The sequence below is a fragment of the Mesorhizobium delmotii genome (assembly GCF_900149755.1).
Classification (GTDB): Bacteria; Pseudomonadota; Alphaproteobacteria; order Rhizobiales; family Rhizobiaceae; genus Mesorhizobium; species Mesorhizobium delmotii.
In genome coordinates this window covers 61244-78902 of the sequence record NZ_FUIG01000029.1, presented here as the reverse complement: position 1 = coordinate 78902, position 17659 = coordinate 61244, and the positions used below count along the sequence as shown (strand labels likewise).

The window sequence follows — 17659 nt, the reverse complement described above, 5'->3', positions numbered from 1 at the left end:
CCTTGCAACCGTCGCCGCGCGCTCGGTCTCTTAGGATATTGAATCCGAGTACTCTTGCGGATTGTCGGCGGTCGGTTCGATTCGTCGCCGTAAAAAACCCTCCGGTGCGGATGCCTGGTTCCAGCACCCTGCCGCCGCGCCAGGGGAGCTGCAGCAATCCAGCCAGCTCGCCCGGAGGATGAACTGCGGCATGAATGCGCATAGCGGCTGCAGCAGGCGAGCGAATCGTATTCGGGACGGGACACCGCCTCTTCGCGTTCAGAACCGGGCTGGTGTCAGCCCTCCCGAATCCGTCTTCCCGGACAACATACCATTGGCGAGTTTGGATCCGCTGAAGCCGGCCAACCGGATCGGGTGAGCCTGCTCCGCGCTCGTCACCGGACGATCTTCCGGATTGATTTCGGAGGGAGCCGGACGACGCGGAGAGCGCTGTCACGTCTATCCTCAGATAACGTGGCAGCGCCGCTCGGTCTCTTTGCGGTAGTTGAGTTGCGTAGCCGGCAACTCGTGCACCTCGCGGCATTTACCGTTTTTTGCTCAAGACGGAAATGCTTTAATTTACTCCATCTGGCACCCCAACTGATGGGGCACCACAAGCGGCATACTCGAGATGCCTACCTAGCGGCCCTTGCCGAACAGCCTGCGTCGAAGCTGCCGCCTCGGAAACCAGATGGACGTGGATGGCCGCTAAGTCGTCAACAAGGACTTACAGAATGCGGGGGTGAGCTTGCCGCGGTGGATCGCGATGTTTTCGTGACCAATCGCAGCCCGGGCGTCCTGCCACTGCCGATTAAAGCCACGCTGTTGATGGGACTTGACGTGGCAAGCGGCGAACTCAGCGGTGTCCAGCATTGCCAACTGGCGCGCATATACCGGCCGTTTCGTATGGATGTGGACCCACATCGGTTTCGGCGTCGCACGATTGCTCAGCGCCTCGTGCTGGAGCCCGATCTCGAACAGATTGCCCGGCTCGCCTTTCAACGCGCACGGCGGACCCGGTGGTTTCAACTCCCCAGCCGCCCGCAAGTGCTCAAGGTAGTTCTGCGACGGAAAGGGGTAGGTCTTCATGCAATCGGTCGTAATAGTGGTCTTTTGCTCGTTTAAAAACTTCGCCTGTCCCTGGGCCTGGCTCAACATATTGTTTAGCTGTTCTGTGTCGTCGTGCAACTTTGATATTTGCGCAGGCGAGAGTAGGAGGCGCAGACGAGGCTCCTTAAAGGCTGCCACACAGGCCTCCATCTCGGCGGCTTGGGTCTGGAGGCGCTCGACCACAGTGTCGACGACGTGTTCAACATCCTCGGGGCTCATCTGGCGCGCTTGCGAGACGAGCTTTTGCTGACCTGGCAGATCGAACTGCAGGAGTTCGGCCAAGCGTGCCAGTTGTGGCGTCAGCATCTCCTTCGAGGTCGGGGCCTGCCAGGTCGCCAAGCGTGCTGCCGCCGACGACGCACTCTTCTGCGCCTCCTCTGCACTCACCAGCTTCTTCGTACCTAAATCCGTGCGTACGAGCACCTTGGCTACCGGCACCGGGTCTCTGACACCCCCAGCGAGTTGCGGCGACAATCGGCCGGCGGCCGATTTGCTAGCGTCGGCGACCGAAGTGCGAGCGCCAGCGGCCTGCTTGCTCTTGTCTTTCTTCTTCTCTTTCTTAGGCGCTGCGGCCCGTATTCCAGCGCTCGTATCGGCCGGTGGTGCAATGATGGCTGGCGGCTTCGGCTGCAGTGCCAGTAGGCTCACAACCTGGTCCGCATTGATCGACACCTCCTCCACGATCTGGTCCAACAATTCCAATGGGAGGCCGCTAGCTGTTCGGTGATCGCTTAGGTTGGCACGCATGTCCTGTAAGGCCAATCCAAATTCCGAAAGCCGCTTCACGATCCCCTCCAGAACGGAGCAATGATCTGCGTCGAGTGGGCGTCCCGTGCTGTCCCTGACAGCAGGCACTGCCGAGGCGAATGCCGGAGCAACGTCCTCCAAGAAGGTTTTCAGCAGAGGCACCCGCCCCTCCTCAAACATGAGGAGGGGCCTCAAGGATGGCTCAAACGTGCGCACCTGCGACTCAATTTTGACATTCGCGAGATCGACCCGCGCCTCTATCAGCCCGAACTGTGCAAACATTAGCTCGCCCGTGACCCGCCGCAGTGCGATCTGATCGTCCTGCGGCATCTCGGCCGTTTCACCTGGTAAACTGGCATTGGTGGCGCAGGCGAGCCGCTGCCGCTCGCAGCCCCATGTCCTCTTTTCACACCAATCCATGCAAGCCACATGCGCCTTCGCCACGCTGGCGTACATATTGCTCAGCTGGTCCAGGCTAGCCGGGGGGCATTGAGTTTCCCTGACCAGTTTTAGCCGAGCATCCCTGTTCGCTTCCAATTTTTTGTAAGTCGGTAGTGTCAGATTGTAGTACTTGTCCACCGCCGAAATCACGATGTCGCAGCATTGACGCGCCACCCCCCGGTTGGGCATAATGCGCCGCGCCAACGCTGGCGGCAGGCTCGCGTGGTAGGCCAGAACTGCTGAGCCTGCAACGACGACCCGGTCCATCGGTTCTTCCTGCGTGAGGGTTTGCTGGGCGGCATCATGGCAAGCGAGCAGTTCCTTAAGGAGACCGTTCATTCGTTGCTGTGGTGACAAGGAAGTGGGGACTGCCCCAGCCGAAGTTGTCGGCTGGCCGGCCACCGGCGCCAGGGCGGCTTCACCCTCCGACATTGAGTGAACACTGTGCCGCCGCGTACGACCTGGACGTGCCGCGCCAGCTGCATGCCGCGCAGGTTCCAGGGTTCGGTCTACGCCAACCACGGGACCAGACGGCCTGTCGCGCAGGGCATCATCGGCACCGCGAACGGAGGGCGTCCTTCTATCTATATTCACGGAGCGCATCTGCTCCACGACGGCATGGAACGCTTGGCCGCTCTGCCCAGGGGCTAGACTTGATTGCGAGCGCGAACTGCTCGCCTCCCCCGCACTGCTGGCTCCCTTTTCGGTCCGCGATCTTCCAGATCGGCCAATGCCCGTCATATTCCGTCTCCGTTGTTAGGCGAGAATGTGTTGTCTATGCGTTGGGGCCGATGTCGCTAGGCCCTCGTGTAACAAGGCATTGATGAGCGCAATCGCCAGATGGCACGTGGCATGACGTCTCGGAGACAACGGCATCTTTTCGTCAGCCGTCCCGGTCAGCCGGGCCCACGATGGCCAAAGTGCATCTTCACTAGACGCCCAAGATCGGCCAGCCTCGCACGCGATCGCAACCCATGGAGGTCAGTTGGCACGCTCCCGTTTCCCGGCACTGCTCTTCGTCCACTTACGCCGAAGATCGGCTGCCGCCTTGAACCGCTTCGGCAAAACTCATCGGCAACGCGCTCCACAACCTTGACTTCCTGATTGCTTTTGTGTCGCCGGCTCGAACTGATTTGCCTCGTCAGCTTCGCAATGCGTGTCTAGTGCGGATCGGACGGGTACCAATTGCTATGCCAGGATTTGCACTGCTATCTTTCCGTTGGCTTCAGGTCGGTTAGGCACGGCAAGTCTAGATAAACCGCTTGGCTGACGATTAGCTGACGGAGGTTTCTTCTGGACGCCGACATCCGACCTCAAGCGTTTAACCATTGACGACAACACGCTGGGCCTACACCGGCCTGCAAAAGCGCCGTGTCAGGTCGTCGGGGTTGCGGAGACGCTGTCACTTTATCTGGGGTTACGTGAGGGGACAAAACGCTGTAGCACAGGCTCGGTTCCAGCCTGAGACAGCGTCGAGGTGACAGCGACGTATGTGGCATGCAGAGCTTTGGAGCGGACAGACATCGCCCGTGCTGACACGGGCTGCCTCTGCGGCTCTCCAGCTCTGATCGGCTGAATTCACGCACAATCCGCCGTGGAACAACGCCCTTTGATCTCGCTGGATTCGGCGGCGAGCCTGAGCTCCTCGGTGTGACGAGAAGGAGGAGCGCCCGTGCTGTCAAATGGAGGCGAAAGGTCGTTCTTGTTCGTCATGGGCCGGAAAAGCCCGAAGTTGGTGGTGTGACCTGGGTGCGGTGATGCGCCCCCGCGGCCAGCTACTAATGAAATCACTAAGGGGGTTTGCTGCGATCAGATCATCGCTGCCCTCAGCAGCATCTGCCGATGCTGGTGAGATATCGTCCGGAAGTACAGTTGTGCTGTCGACACTGCCGCTTGCTCTGGCGCAGGTCGGTATCCGAAGACGCTCCGGCCAAGCAAGGGCTCGGAGTTCGCCTATCGCGGCCTCAGCCCGCCACCGCGAGAAAGCGGGGAATATCTGCGTTGCGGCCCCATACAATGATATCATAGCAAGGAAGCCTCGGAATTTATCGGAAGAATGTCGGCGGCTGGCAGGCTCCTGTCATGCCCTATTCCTGCTGCAGAGCGCAGTGCCTACCTTTACCGCTTTGCAGGAGCCCGAACCCTGCTCGATCATTATTTTCCGGTAGCCGCTTTTTTGTCCAGACTCGTCAGGTTCTCGAAAGCTCCTGCTCGTAGCTTTATGAGATTATCTTTTGGGCGTCGCCGTCGATTGAAACGGATGCAGGAGTACTTGATGATCGCGGGAATTGGGAGTGGAGTTGGCAACATCGTTTCCTTGGCCAGTAGGGGGCGTGGAGATCCGAACAGCCAACCACAGGACCCGTCCACTGGCCAAACTGGTCACAACAAGCCGGTTGGCGGGAATGATGACCCGAACAAGCCGGTTGGCGGGAAAGACGACGATAGCAAGCCGGTTGGCGGGAAAGATCCGGTGGACGGTCAGACCATCTCTGGGGATGAAGCGCAAGCTCTAGCTGACGCCTTCGAAACAGTTCTCCACTCCGTTGCGCTAACTATTTTGAACGATGCCATGGCTGATGCCGACGAAGCGCTAGCAGACACTGAAGAGGATGCCTGACGCTGGATGGTCCGCGTCAGGAGGTGGGTGCCGTGGTAACGGCACAGTTTCAACAGAAAGGAAAACAATATGAGTAAAGCAGGTACGGCTACCAGTGCGGCTGGTACTGGCACTTCGATGGCTGCAGACGTAGCTACCAAAACCGCTGGGAATGCGGCTTTCCAGGCGCAAATCGCCGAGCTAACGGCGGTTAGCTTGGAGGCTACGGCTAGGAGTATACAGCTGCGCACCGTTACGACCAACCTCAACACAATCAAGAAGGCGGCCGACGAGCGCGTTCAGTAGTGTTGGAAGCGGGGCTCTAGGGTAGCCCTGATCGCGTCGCCAGGTGGCGCGATGTGGAACCGAAATGAGCCGCACGGCAATTGCCGTGCGGCTTCTCTCTTATTCGGGAGGTCATCCTTGAATGACGCCGTTTCTCTTAATTTCGAAGTTCTGTCGGGGCTCTATTGCGGATTGACAGGTAAGACTGCTCTCGAAACGAGCTTAATCGGCAGCGGCTTAGACGCCGATATGATCTTCGTCGAGCAAGGATTGGCACCGCATCATTTTCGTATAACTCTTCTTGGCAACTCGATCGAGGTCGAGGCGCTTGCAGCCGGACTCAGCGTCAAGAGTAAGCGGAATATCGCCGCGGGCGACTGCGTTGTGGTGCCACTTCCTGCCGTCGTTCTCGCAGGCGAGATGTCCATTCTCTGGTCCGTGCAGGATGAAGTGCCAAGTGGTCCGATCGGCATACCACGCCTCTCGATGCGTGTTCTGGCCATGGTAATAGTCAGCTCTCTAGCGGTCGGTACGCTCTCAGCCATTTTCTCCTATAACGGGGACGGTGGTGCATCGAGACCCAATTCACCCAGTGTCAATCATGAGTCGAAGCGAACCAATCACCGCGCCAACGACCAGATTGCGGAGGCAGCGGCCAAAGAGCTGCAGGAGGAAGTCGATAGAGCGGGCCTACTCAATGTTAAAGTCGGCTCGGCAAGGGGTGCTGTGACAGCGGAGGGTACCGTCACGTCTGAAACAGTCATCGGTTGGCGGAAGCTCCAGGAGTGGTTCGATCATCGCACCAAGGGCGCTCTAGCACTGGTCAATGGAGTGCTCATAAAAGACGAAAAGGCGCCATCCGCAATCGCAGTTGAAGCCGTTTGGCATGGTCCCCAACCGTATCTTATCATAGATGGTGAGAAGTATTTTGTTGGCGCCGTTCTGGATGATGGGTGGACGGTCGACAGGATCGAGGACGGTCGTGTGCTGCTGAGCCGTAATGGCCGCCTTGCTGCTCTCCCGTACTAGTCCGCACCTACTAATCAGAATTGTATGGCCAGCAACCATTCTGCCGCGCCCGGTACCGACAAACCTGGACAGACGAAACACCTGCTGACCAGCCAACTTCGCGCATGTCTCTGGTTCTCATGCACAGCCTGCCGCTGGCCAATGTGGACGAGGCTCTCGGACTTCGAATGCTACGCTTCACTGCGTAGCAGAATAATTCTCAAGCGATCGTAAAGGGGCCTCGATGGCCAACGTCCTGCGTAACTTCATCAAGCGTTCGCCGGCCAACCCGGACCTAATGGTCGCGTTGATGCTGCTTCTGGCTATCGCTATGATGGTCATGCCTATCCCGATCGTGGTGGTCGACGCGCTGATAGGATTCAATATGGGATTGGCCATCCTGCTGATGATGGTTGCCCTGTATGTCAGTACTCCACTTGATCTCTCCTCTTTGCCCGGCATCATTTTGCTTTCCACCGTATTCCGCCTGGCCCTCACCGTCGCAACGACGCGCCTGATCCTGGCCGAGGGGGAGGCAGGCGCCATCATCCATACGTTCGGCGATTTCGTGATCTCGGGCAATATCGTGGTGGGTTTCGTCATATTTCTGGTCGTCACCATGGTGCAATTCATGGTCCTGGCGAAGGGCGCCGAACGCGTAGCAGAAGTGGCGGCGCGCTTCACGCTCGACGCTCTGCCGGGAAAGCAAATGGCGGTCGACGCAGAGCTACGCAACGGCCACATCGATGCCAACGAATCTCGCAGGCGGCGCGCCGCATTGGAGAAGGAAAGCCAACTCTACGGCGCGATGGATGGCGCGATGAAATTTGTGAAGGGCGATTCCATCGCCGGACTGGTGGTTATCTTCATCAACATGCTGGGTGGAATATCGATCGGCCTGCTCTCGAAGGGCATGTCCTTCGGCGATGTGCTGCATCACTATACTCTGCTAACGATAGGCGACGCATTGATATCGCAGATTCCGGCCCTGCTGCTCTCAATTACAGCGGCGACCGTCGTCACTCGTGTCACTGGGGCGGCGAGGGTCAACCTTGGTACCGAAATAGTGAATCAGCTCACGGCCAGCAAGCGACCATTGCGGGTGGCAGCTTGCGTCCTGGTTTTAATGGGGTTCGTTCCTGGCTTTCCCCTGCCCGTCTTTTTGATATTGGCCGCAATCTTCGCCGCGATAAGCTTTGTCAAAGGCGATGTTGTCGATACCAGAACTGGAGCTGCAGGCGACACTCAAAAGCAAACCCCGCCCGCGCAGGAATATCCGATCGCTTTCTTCCTTGCGCCAGACCTGATGCAAGCGATCGAACAAGTCGAATTGCAGCAGGAGATTGCGCGCGTTTCGCAACTAGTCTCAGCCGATCTAGGCATTGTCGTTCCCCCCATCCCTATCACCGTCGACCAGCAGTTGCTGGAGGCGCAGTTTCGAATAGACATCGAGGGCGTGCCAGTTGAACAGGATGTGTTAGATCCGAGCCAGCTAGTGCTCAAAGACGATGTGGCGAACATCGAATCGAGCGGTATCCCCTTTCGGCGTGATCCAAAAACGGACAGACTCGTGGCCGACCAAAGCCATGCACCGGCTCTCAAGGGTGCCGGCATCACGCATTACGGTCCTGGCGAATTCCTCGCGTTGCGCATCCATACAGCGTTGACCCGCTTCGCACCGCGGTTGGTCGGTATTCAGGAGACCCGCCAATTGATAGGCCGAATGGAGCAGGACTATTCTGATCTGGTGAAGGAGGTGCTGCGCACCACGCCGATCCCTCGGATTGCGGATGTGCTGCGCCGGCTCCTGGATGAAGGCATCCCGATCCGCCACACGCGGCTTCTCTTGGAAGGGTTGGCGGAGTGGAGTGAACGTGAGCAAAACGTCGCCCTGCTCACGGAATATGTTCGTTCTGGTTTGAAGCGGCAGATCTGTCACCGCTATGCCAATACAGAGGGCATTGTGCACGCCTTGGTCGTCGAACGTGAGAGTGAGGATGTGATGCGTAGTGCAGTTCGGGATTCGGCTGCAGGTCCCTTCCTCGTATTAGAGGATCGGCAAAGCGAAGCGCTGCTGTCACAGATGCGTCAGATCCTTTCGAACGCAGCACCGGGTCAGACCCGCCCTGTCGTTTTAACCTCAATGGATATTCGACGCTTCGTCCGCGGCTTTTTCACCCGAAACGGGATCGATCTTGCCGTGCTGTCTTATCAAGAGCTCGCCTCCGATTTTACAATTAAACCCGCCGGTTCCGTCAAACTCCCGCCTGGACTGATCAGTGGTCTGTCAGATTAAAGCCAATCCGCCTTGCAACGACTGAGTAACATCTCCCCGTTATTATTGAGGATCAAACATGAATTCATACAAGAATACAGCTGTCAGACCATTTAGGTCTTTTCGTCTGAACTCACTTCTCTTTTCTGTACTCGCAATGCTGCCTCTCGGCGGTTGCGTCAGCTTGGACAGGCCTGCTCTTTCACTGAAGGAGACGTCATCCCCAGAGCTGCTCAACGCCAAGCAAATCGATCCGGCTATGCGCGAACGCATCTTGCGGGCAGTCGGCCAGGATGCTCAAGAGCGGGCTTTGCGCGATGAGCTGAAGCAGCACCCGGACAATGTCGATGCGGCGATCCGTCTTACGAATGCGTTGGTGGCCCAGAAGCGCGCGCATGAGGCGCTTCAGGTAGTCGACACGGTCTTGGTTGCGGCCCCAGGAAATTTGCGCGCATTGAACGCGAAGGGAGTGATCTTGGACCTTGATGGGCGGCATGACGCAGCACAGGTGCTGTATCGGCAAGCTCTCGAAACAGAGCCTGGGAATGAGATGGTGCAGCACAATCTCAACCTGTCGCTTACGCTTTGAAGGAAGTCCGGACGGAGTGCGTTGGCGCGGTCCGCCTAGCTGTGCACATGCACCGCATTGCATGCACATATCAGAGCCTCGCAATCCGGCTCTTATTCATCGAGAGGCAACCGCCAGCTACTGCCATTCGCCAAGACTGATGTCGGAGCATCACCAGAAGCTCAGCTCAGCAGCTCGTTTTGTGGGCGTTTGCCGGCACGCAACGCAAGAGGGCCACAAAGGCGCGGGAACGAAAGGTGACGCGGTCGCTCTTGAAGAGAGATACTCGATGCCCTCATTGTGAGGCTGACCCGCAAGCAAGATCGTCGCGGCGCGGCAGCTTTAGCTGTGCGTCCTTCTAGGAGCCGCGCCGAACTGCTGGGCCTTCGAACCTCAAGCACCGCATCGTTTATCGGCATCTGCTTACGGATCATGGCGTCGCGCAGCCGAGCGAGACGCGTCGAGGTCGATCCGCAGGCTTCAACTCCTTGGCCGCCGCCAAGTGTTCAAGCTACTTCTGCGTGGGAAAGGGGTAGTCTTCATGCAATCGATGGAAATAGCGGCTTTTCCGTTACCCAAAGCCTTGGCCAGTCTCTGTGGCTCGGACAACATCACGTTGAGCCGGACAGTTTTGTCGTGTGCGTCTTGCATTTGCGCAGGCGTGAGTAGGACGCGTCGACGAGGGTCATTCAGTGCGGCGAGACAGGCCTGCATCTCGGTGACCTGCGTTTGCAGGAGCTCGACCACGGTGCCCACGGCGTTTTCGGCGTCCTCTGGCTTCATCTGGCGCGCTTCCGGACCAGGCAGATCGAACTGCAAAAGTTTCTCCGCCCGTGTGACTAGTTTCTTCAGGGCCTCCCCCGGCACCGGGGCTTGCCACATCTCCAAATCTGCCGCCCAACTCGCATGCGCTTCATTCGCGCTCACGAGCTTCTTCGTGCCTGGATCCGAGCGCACGAGAATCTTGGCTTCTGGCACAGAGTCATTGACGGTCGCCACGATTCGCGGTTCCGGCTGCCGCGCGGCCGAAGCCCCGGCGCCAGCTGGCGGCTTGATGATGGCTGGCGCGTTCGGCTGCAGCGCGAGGAAGTGCATGACCTCGTGCGCAATGATCCTGGCATCGTCCACGATCTGGCCCAAATGTTCCAATGGGAGGTCGGCACCTGCTTGGTGATCGTCTAGTTTGGTCCGAATGTGCTGCAAGGCCGTCGCAAAATCCGAAAGCCGCCCCATGACTCCTTCCAAAACAGCGCAGTGATGTGCGTCGAGTGGGCGCCCATTGCTGCGCAGAACAGCGTCGCCCGTCGAGAGGAATGCCGGAAAGACGTCGCCCATGAAGGTTCCCAGCAGACGCACTTGCTCGTTCTCACCAATGAGAATTTCCCTGGCGCGTGCTTCGAACGTGCTCGCCTGCGGCTCAATCGTAACCCGCGCGAGAGCGATCCGAGATTGCAGATGCATGAACTTGGTATTCAGCGCCCAGCCGGCGCGCAGCCGCAGCGCGGCCTGCTCGACTTGCCGCATCTCGGCTGTTGCACCTGGTAAGTTGGCAGTGGCGGCGCAGACGGAGCGCATCATTTCACAGCGGCGTGCCTTCTTTTGCCACCACTCCATGCAGGCCGCATAGTGCGTCGCCACGGTGGAAGCGGCTTGGCTCAGCTGGTCGCGTGTGGCGTTGGATTGGAGCAGCGTGAACACTTTAGCCGCACGGTTCCTATGCGCTTCCAGGGAGGAGATAGTACTGGAGCCTTTTGCGTTGCATTTGTCCCCCACGCAAAGGGCATGATCGCGGAGTCGACGGGCCTGATTGTCGGACAGAATGCTACGCGCTACAGACAAGGGCAGGCTCGCTCGGCAGCCCAGAACCGCCGAGGTTGCATCAACGACCCGATCGCGCAGCTCTTGCTTCTTCTCCGAGTCCTGGGCCTGCCCGGCCGCATCACGGCAATCTCGGAGTTCGTCAAGCAGGCCTTGCATTCGTCGCCTTGCTGCGGTGACATCTTCGTCGGTCACGGGAGTGGCACCGACCATACCCGAAGCAGACACCTGCCTTGTGACCGGCGTTGCGGCTCCACGCCCCGACACTGAGCGAAAACGTCGTCGCTGCTCAGTACCTGCGCCTGGCCCCGAGATTGCACGTAGCGCAGTATCCAGGATCCGGGGTGTAGCAGCCGGGCCAGCGAAGACCTTCGTGCATTGGGGACGGATGACGTCGTTCTATCGAGGCACAGAACGCATCCGGTGGGCTCCCCACGGATACCACCTGATTCCAAGCGTGAACTGCTCGATCCGGCCCCAGCATTCCCAATGCGCGATCTCCCAGTTCGGCCAAGGCCCGTCATATTCCATCTCCAGGTCGGCAATAGGCTGTCATGACGTTGAGGGCTGATGTCGCTCAGCCCAGTGCCTCAGGGCTTGCACCCCGAAACTTGATGGGTTGGGTATTGCTCTCAAGTTTGCGGAGATTAGGAGCGGGTTGGTCGCACACCGCCTTTCACAGGCACCGTTGCTCGCCGTGACGCCGATGGGCTGCCACTGGAACCTGCACCGGCTAGGTGCATCCGGCCGAACGAACGGTTCCGCAAATCCCTTCCGGCGTTTTTGCTCGATGGCCAGCAACTGATTTGTTTCGTTAGCTTCACCAATTGGGCCAGTGAAAATAGGAACGAGCCAGCAGTTCGACCATACAGTACGTCCGCACCCCATGTTTCACATTGAGTTCAGCCTGAATAGGCGCGGCAGGTTTGATAGGCCGTGTGGCTGACGTCTAGCTGACGAAGGGGCTTCTCCCGGATGCACTAAAGACGGTGCGACCTAGCCTAAGCATCAGCGGTCAGGATCAGGATGCGGCTCACTGCGGCCCGAGTTGTGTACGTTAAGTTCCGCAATAAGCGGCTTGGCATTCAGCGATTACACTGGCGGCGCCGCACAGCCCCGTCTTAGCGGAGCGGCGGTACAATGCGGCCGCGTTAGGCGGCCCTAATTGAATGACGCGGTCAGCTTGCCTCGGATCCCTGACATCTGCTTTTCGGGGCGTCGCACCCGATTTTTTCAGAAGAGATGCAGGGTGGTTCGATCCGGCACTGACCCTTGAGCGGGGGGCTGGTTTGAGCCGGTGCCAGACCGAACCGTCTCAGGGCAACGCCGGCTATCTCGTGGAAGATTGGGACAACGCCGCGGCTAAACGGTGGCGATAATGTGTCACGGAGTCACCAATTCCAACACGCACTTCGCAAATGTGACTAGACGTTTCGGAAACGGCGCAGCGCAGCTGGCTTTGGCCAGAGCTCTGCAGTTTGGCCGCGAAAACGCGAACCTTGGCTGTGGGACTGACCGATCACTGCGGTCGGATGGAAGAAGGAACACTCCCAATTGATTCCGCAGCTCGACGGGCGACACACACCACCGTGACCAGCAGGTGCGGCTCGACTGGAAATCGACCAGACCCTCAGGAAGGACTCAGACTGGCAGCCACTGAGTGGCGCGATCATCTTGCCGGTTGCCCTAGCCTACCTGAGCGACGCGGATGAACGCCACACTTGGCTGTTCAGGCAAGCGCCGGGCACCATCGCCCCTGTCGCGTCGGACCCAAGTCCTCACAGGCAACGTTCTGGGCGGCCGCCGCAACGAGATGCTCCTCAAGGGTCGACCAGAACTCCTGAATGCTGAGACGATCGCAAGCAATGGGGCCAATGGTGGGGCTGTATTTTATCCTCATCGGACCAGCCGCCAATCTTATCCGATGGCCTGCTTGCAACAGATCCTTCAAAGAAAATCGTAGACTCTTAGCACTCCAAACCGCTGGGAATGGTTATCCTTTCATCTGACGCAAGTGGGTTCGAGACCGTGGCGCCGTGTACCGAGCCAAAAACCTTCAGCTCGGGTTTAAGCAATGCCGGCAAGAGCACCCACGTTGGCCGGGGAAACGAGTGCCATGCGGTCGAGCGGACAAGAAAATTGCCTCTGAAAGGCCTGGAGGACGCCAAATGGACGGAAGCAATAGGACGACTGCCCAACCGATGATGAAACTGGTCAGGAGCCTAAGGGCGGCTGCTCATCTTGATCGGCTTCGGATCCTGGGACTTTGCGCGCATGCGGACCTCACCGTCTGCGAGCTGGCAGAAGTTCTGGCTTTGCCCCGCGAGCACGTTATGGGACATGTCCGACAGCTCGCCAGAGCCGGATTTCTCGGCAACGAACAACGTCCGCGGCCCTCGTACCATCTCGAAGCAGCAGGAAGGGATGGTGGCCTAGTTCAACTGTTGGTCGATCTTCTGCCCCACGGCGATGACTATCACAGACAAGACCTAAAACGCCTGGAAGCGATACAAGGCGCGCGGTCCAAGGGGACCGGCTGCATGTCTTGAAATAGGATTAGTCCAATTGGAGCGCGAAACTGCCATGGACAATTCGGCCGGCGGCGCCATCACGCAGCCCGACACTTACGGGCGGCCTCACCTTGCCGCCGTAGATTGTCGCGTTCACGAACTGCTTCTAAGACAGGAGCGCCAGGAGCGGACAACTCTCAAACTTATCGCCTCCGAGAACTTTGCCTCCTCCGCGGTGTTGGAAGCGACCGGGTCGATTTTCACCAACAAGTATGCCGAGGGATACCCCGGTGCGCGCTATTACGCCGGAAACGAGATCGTCGATGAGCTTGAGAGCCTCGCTATCGAGCGCTTGAAGGCGCTATTCGGCTGTGAACACGCTAACGTCCAGCCATATTCCGGCTCGCCGGCCAATCAGGCTATCTATCGAGCACTGTTGAGTCCGGGGGACAAAATGATGGGCCTGCCCCTTCCCAGTGGCGGCCATCTGACTCACGGTTGGGCAGTCAACTTCTCCGGCACCGATTATCAGCGAGTCCCATACGGGCTGCACGAAAAGACGCAGCAGATTGACCATGACCGCTTGCGCGAGACGGCCAAGCGGGAACGCCCGAAGCTAATTTGGGTCGGCGGAACTGCTTATCCGCGCATTTTTGACTACGCGGCAATGGCCGAAATCGCTTCGGAGGTGAACTCCTACCTGGTGGCCGACATCGCCCACATCAGTGGCCTAATTGTCGCAGGAGTGCATCCGAACCCCGTGCGCCATTGCGATGTGGTCAGCAGCACCTCTCACAAGTCGATCCGGGGCCCCCGCGGTGGCTTCATTTTGTCCAGGAATGAAGACCGTTATCAGGCGCTCTACCATTCGAAAAGCAACCACAATCTTGCCAAACGCATAGACCGTGCCGTGTTCCCTCTCCTGCAGGGCGGACCGCACATGAATACTATCGCCGCGCTAGCTGTCGCTCTGCACGAAGCAGCGAACCCGTCCTTCCGTGTCTACGGTAAGCAGGTTGTTAAGAACGCCAAGGCTCTGGCCCAGGCGCTTCTGGAGCGAGGTTATGACCTGGTCACCGGGGGGACTGACAATCACATGCTGATCCTTGACCTTCGGGACCGGCCGCTGTCCGGCAAAGCCTATGCCGAGCGGTTATCGCAAGCAGGTATCATTACGAATTTCAATATGGTGCCGGGCGACTGGCGGCATCCGGCGCTCACAAGCGGCATCCGCTTAGGCACGCCAGCGGTGACGTCCGTGGGCATGGGCGAGGTGGAAATGGTGCAGATTGCCGCTTTCATCGACCTGGTTTGCCGCCAGCCCGATGATCCGGACGTCCATGCCTGCGTGCGGAGAGACGTTGCCGACTTCTGCGCCGCGTTCGACGTCCCTGGCATGCCCGACAGGTAAGACGGCCAAGTGTCACACCTAACTACAACATCTGAAGCGAGGACATTTCATGACCAGGCAATTCGTGTTCTCTTCCGAATCCGTCGGCGCAGGACATCCCGACAAGATGGCCGACAATATCTCAGATGCCGTCCTCGATGCGATCCTTCGTAAGGATCCTGAGGCTCGCGTCGCTTGTGAAGCGTTGGTGAAGTCAGGATTGGTCGTTCTGGCTGGCGAGATCACCAGCCATGCGCAGATCGATTACAGCCAAGTTGCCCGCGATACCATTTTGGATATTGGATATGACGACGATGCCATCGGCTTTGACGGTCGGCGTTGCGCAGTGGTCCTGGCCCTAACCGAGCAATCGCCCGACATCAGCCAGGGCGTCGACGAGGGACGAGGGCAGGATCTCGAGCAGGGAGCTGGGGATCAAGGCCTCATGTTCGGTTACGCATGCAACGAGACCGAAACATTGATGCCGGTGCCAATCCAACTCGCTCACGATTTGACAAAAAGACAGGCAGAGGTGCGGAAAACGGGACGGCTTAGCTGGCTGCGCCCTGATGTGAAATCTCAAGTCTCCGTCCGCTATGAAGGTCTGCGCCCCGTGGCAATTGATACCATAGTCCTGTCGACGCAGCATGACGGGGAGGTCTCACAAGCCACGGTCCGCGAAGGCGTCATTGAGGAGATCATAAGGCCGGTCTTGCCCCCCGACTTGGATACGACGGGGATAAGGTTCCTGGTCAATCCAACAGGCCGGTTCGTGGTCGGTGGGCCGCGCGGCGACTGCGGGCTCACCGGACGCAAGATCATCGTCGATTCCTACGGTGGGATGGGGCGTCACGGTGGCGGCGCCTTTTCCGGCAAGGACCCGTCCAAGGTTGATCGCTCGGCCGCCTATGCGGCGCGGTACGTCGCAAAAAATGTCGTTGCAAGCGGCCTTGCGGATGTCTGCGAGGTTCAGCTTGCCTACGCGATCGGTGTGGCCGCGCCGGTGTCTATCCTGATCAATACCTTCGGAACCGCAAAGATCGACGAAAAAAGGATCGAGCGCGTCGTTCTTGAGCTTTTCAATCTCCGACCGAAAGGCATCATCAAGATGCTTGATCTCTTACGCCCAATATACCGCAAAACCGCGACATACGGACACTTCGGCCGCGAAGAGCCGGAGTTCACGTGGGAAAGGACGGACAGAGCTGAGGACCTGCTGCGTGAGGCAGGACCGGCAGCAGCGTGATGCGCCGATGTTGGATGCAGCGGCATACGGCAACTCCATTCCACACCTGCAAAAACCCGCCCGCGCCCGGCGCGGCAGAGGGTGGGTTTTTGGCGGAGATATGAATAGATGCTGGACTATGACGTGCTTTGTATCGGTAATGCCATCGTCGACATCATCGCCCAGTGCGACGAGGCATTCCTGGAGACCAATGGCATCATCAAGGGCGCGATGAACCTGATCGACACGAGGCGCGCCGAACTGCTCTACAGCCGCATGGGCCCGGCCATCGAAGCTTCCGGCGGCAGCGCCGGCAACACGGCGGCGGGCGTCGCCAGCTTCGGCGGTCGCGCCGCCTTCTTCGGCAAGGTCTCGAACGACACGCTCGGCGAAATCTACGCGCATGACATGCATGCCCAGGGCGTCGCCTTCGACACCAGGCCGCTCAATGGCGAACCGCCGACGGCGCGCTCGATGATCTTCGTCACGCCCGACGGCGAGCGCTCGATGAACACCTATCTCGGCGCTTGCGTCGAACTCGGGCCGGAGGATGTCGAGGCCGACAAGGCTTCGGGCGCCGCAGTCACCTATTTCGAGGGTTACCTCTGGGACCCGCCGCGCGCCAAGGAAGCGTTCCGGCAGACGGCGAAGCTCGCGCATGCCGCCGGCCGCGAAGTTTCGATGACGCTGTCGGATTCGTTCTGCGTCGACCGCTATCGCGACGAGTTTCTGGACCTGATGCGCTCGGGCACCGTCGACATCGTCTTTGCCAACAGCCACGAGATCAAGTCGCTTTACCAGACCGCCTCCTTCGACGAGGCGCTGGCGCAGATCCGCAAGGACTGCAAGATCGCCGCCGTCACCCGCTCGGAAAAGGGCTCGGTGATCGTGCGCGGCGACCAGACCGTCACGATCGATGCGACCAAAATCCGCGAATTGGTCGACACCACCGGCGCCGGCGACCTCTATGCCGCCGGCTTCCTCTACGGCTACACGCAAGGGCGCAGCCTGAAGCATTGCGGCGATCTCGGCTCGCTGGCGGCCGGGCTGGTGATCCAGCAGATCGGGCCCAGGCCGAGGCAGAATCTGCGCCACGAGGCTGAGCAGGCGGGGTTGTTGTAGCGGCTGGGCACTTCCGCGACGTGCTGGCCTCCTCCCCTTGTGCAGGCGGTCGAGGCAAGCGTGTGTAAATTGAAATGTCGTATGCCCGTCCGTGAAAGATGGCTTTCCTTTGAAGTTTCTGATTATCGAGACTCAGGACCTTGTCGCACCTGCGGGTAGCAGTTCGGGGCGATCTTGATCATCACCATGCCGACGTTTGGCGCAAGTCGTTCAGAGCTCCACCCCAAGTACCCGGACTATGTTCTTTGAAGACAACGATCGTTCAGCGTGACGTCCCTGCCCTCCTCGATCGGCCCGACGATGAAGACTACTGCGTCGAGGCTGGAGGCGGCGGCGGCAGCCTTGCGGGCCTGGCGCCCAGCTCACTGATCTTCGCCCGCACAATCCAGCGGATCGCGCTGGGCCCTCCCACGCTGAACGGCGCCACCGCTTGCGGCGCCAACATGCCCTCGTCCGAAGCCTTCGAGACCCGCGACCGAATGTCCCGCTCAATGCTCTTCCCATCGTCCACCTCCATCCCGGTGGATGTTGAATCAACCCAGAACGCAGCCGTCACATCACAGTCGATTCAACGATCACAGG

9 protein-coding genes and 1 pseudogene are annotated in these 17659 nt (G+C 59.1%); 7 read left to right on the top strand and 3 right to left on the bottom strand.

Annotated features, from left to right (window positions below; all coding sequences use genetic code 11):
- Nucleotides 1–687: 687 nt before the first annotated feature.
- Nucleotides 688–2616: a hypothetical protein gene (locus BQ8482_RS19150; protein ID WP_244602878.1), complete on the bottom strand. Its 1929-nt coding sequence runs from the start codon at nt 2614–2616 to the stop codon at nt 688–690.
- A gap of 1936 nt (nt 2617–4552) precedes the next feature.
- Here BQ8482_RS19150 and BQ8482_RS19145 point away from each other — a divergent pair.
- From BQ8482_RS19145 to BQ8482_RS19125, 4 genes are all read left to right on the top strand, one after another.
- Complete coding sequence (locus BQ8482_RS19145) at nt 4553–4897, top strand: hypothetical protein (RefSeq protein ID WP_077376423.1); 345 nt, start codon at nt 4553–4555, stop codon at nt 4895–4897.
- Nucleotides 4898–5299: 402 nt separating this feature from the next.
- The gene (locus BQ8482_RS19135) at nt 5300–6190 is read left to right on the top strand and encodes a SctD/MshK family protein (protein ID WP_077376228.1); all 891 of its coding nucleotides are present in this window, start codon (nt 5300–5302) and stop codon (nt 6188–6190) included.
- Nucleotides 6191–6413: 223 nt separating this feature from the next.
- On the top strand, nt 6414–8465 hold the full coding sequence (sctV, locus tag BQ8482_RS19130; RefSeq protein WP_123149069.1) for a type III secretion system export apparatus subunit SctV: 2052 nt from the start codon (nt 6414–6416) through the stop codon (nt 8463–8465).
- Nucleotides 8466–8523: 58 nt separating this feature from the next.
- Entirely contained in the window at nt 8524–9033 is a 510-nt protein-coding gene (locus BQ8482_RS19125) for a tetratricopeptide repeat protein (RefSeq protein ID WP_123149068.1), read from the top strand.
- A 459-nt stretch (nt 9034–9492) separates the two neighbouring features.
- On the opposite strand, the gene BQ8482_RS19120 is transcribed toward BQ8482_RS19125, so the two are convergent.
- Nucleotides 9493–11025 carry a hypothetical protein gene (locus tag BQ8482_RS19120; protein ID WP_133254793.1) on the bottom strand — a complete coding sequence of 511 codons (1533 nt, stop codon included), beginning with the start codon at nt 11023–11025 and terminating at the stop codon, nt 9493–9495.
- Between the two features lie 2388 nt (nt 11026–13413).
- Between BQ8482_RS19120 and BQ8482_RS19110 the strand changes: the two genes are divergently transcribed.
- The 3 genes from BQ8482_RS19110 (at nt 13414) to BQ8482_RS19100 (ending at nt 17077) form a co-directional block, all read left to right on the top strand.
- Complete coding sequence (locus BQ8482_RS19110) at nt 13414–14751, top strand: serine hydroxymethyltransferase (protein WP_123149066.1); 1338 nt, start codon at nt 13414–13416, stop codon at nt 14749–14751.
- A 49-nt stretch (nt 14752–14800) separates the two neighbouring features.
- On the top strand, nt 14801–15976 hold the full coding sequence (gene metK, locus BQ8482_RS19105; protein WP_123149065.1) for a methionine adenosyltransferase: 1176 nt from the start codon (nt 14801–14803) through the stop codon (nt 15974–15976).
- Nucleotides 15977–16084: 108 nt separating this feature from the next.
- Nucleotides 16085–17077, top strand: a complete 993-nt coding sequence (locus BQ8482_RS19100; RefSeq protein ID WP_123149064.1) for an adenosine kinase — start codon at nt 16085–16087, stop codon at nt 17075–17077.
- A gap of 257 nt (nt 17078–17334) precedes the next feature.
- On the opposite strand, the pseudogene BQ8482_RS40595 reads toward BQ8482_RS19100, so the two are convergent.
- A pseudogene (locus BQ8482_RS40595) lies at nt 17335–17594 on the bottom strand (IS630 family transposase); the annotation flags it as partial.
- Nucleotides 17595–17659: the final 65 nt, after the last annotated feature.

Coding starts and splice junctions, on each gene's coding strand:
- BQ8482_RS19150 (WP_244602878.1), bottom strand. CDS start 2,616: ATGAACGGTCTCCTTAAGGAACTGCTCGCTTGCCATGATGCCGCCCAG.
- sctV (WP_123149069.1), top strand. CDS start 6,414: ATGGCCAACGTCCTGCGTAACTTCATCAAGCGTTCGCCGGCCAACCCG.
- BQ8482_RS19100 (WP_123149064.1), top strand. CDS start 16,085: ATGCTGGACTATGACGTGCTTTGTATCGGTAATGCCATCGTCGACATC.
- metK (WP_123149065.1), top strand. CDS start 14,801: ATGACCAGGCAATTCGTGTTCTCTTCCGAATCCGTCGGCGCAGGACAT.
- BQ8482_RS19110 (WP_123149066.1), top strand. CDS start 13,414: ATGGACAATTCGGCCGGCGGCGCCATCACGCAGCCCGACACTTACGGG.
- BQ8482_RS19125 (WP_123149068.1), top strand. CDS start 8,524: ATGAATTCATACAAGAATACAGCTGTCAGACCATTTAGGTCTTTTCGT.
- BQ8482_RS19145 (WP_077376423.1), top strand. CDS start 4,553: ATGATCGCGGGAATTGGGAGTGGAGTTGGCAACATCGTTTCCTTGGCC.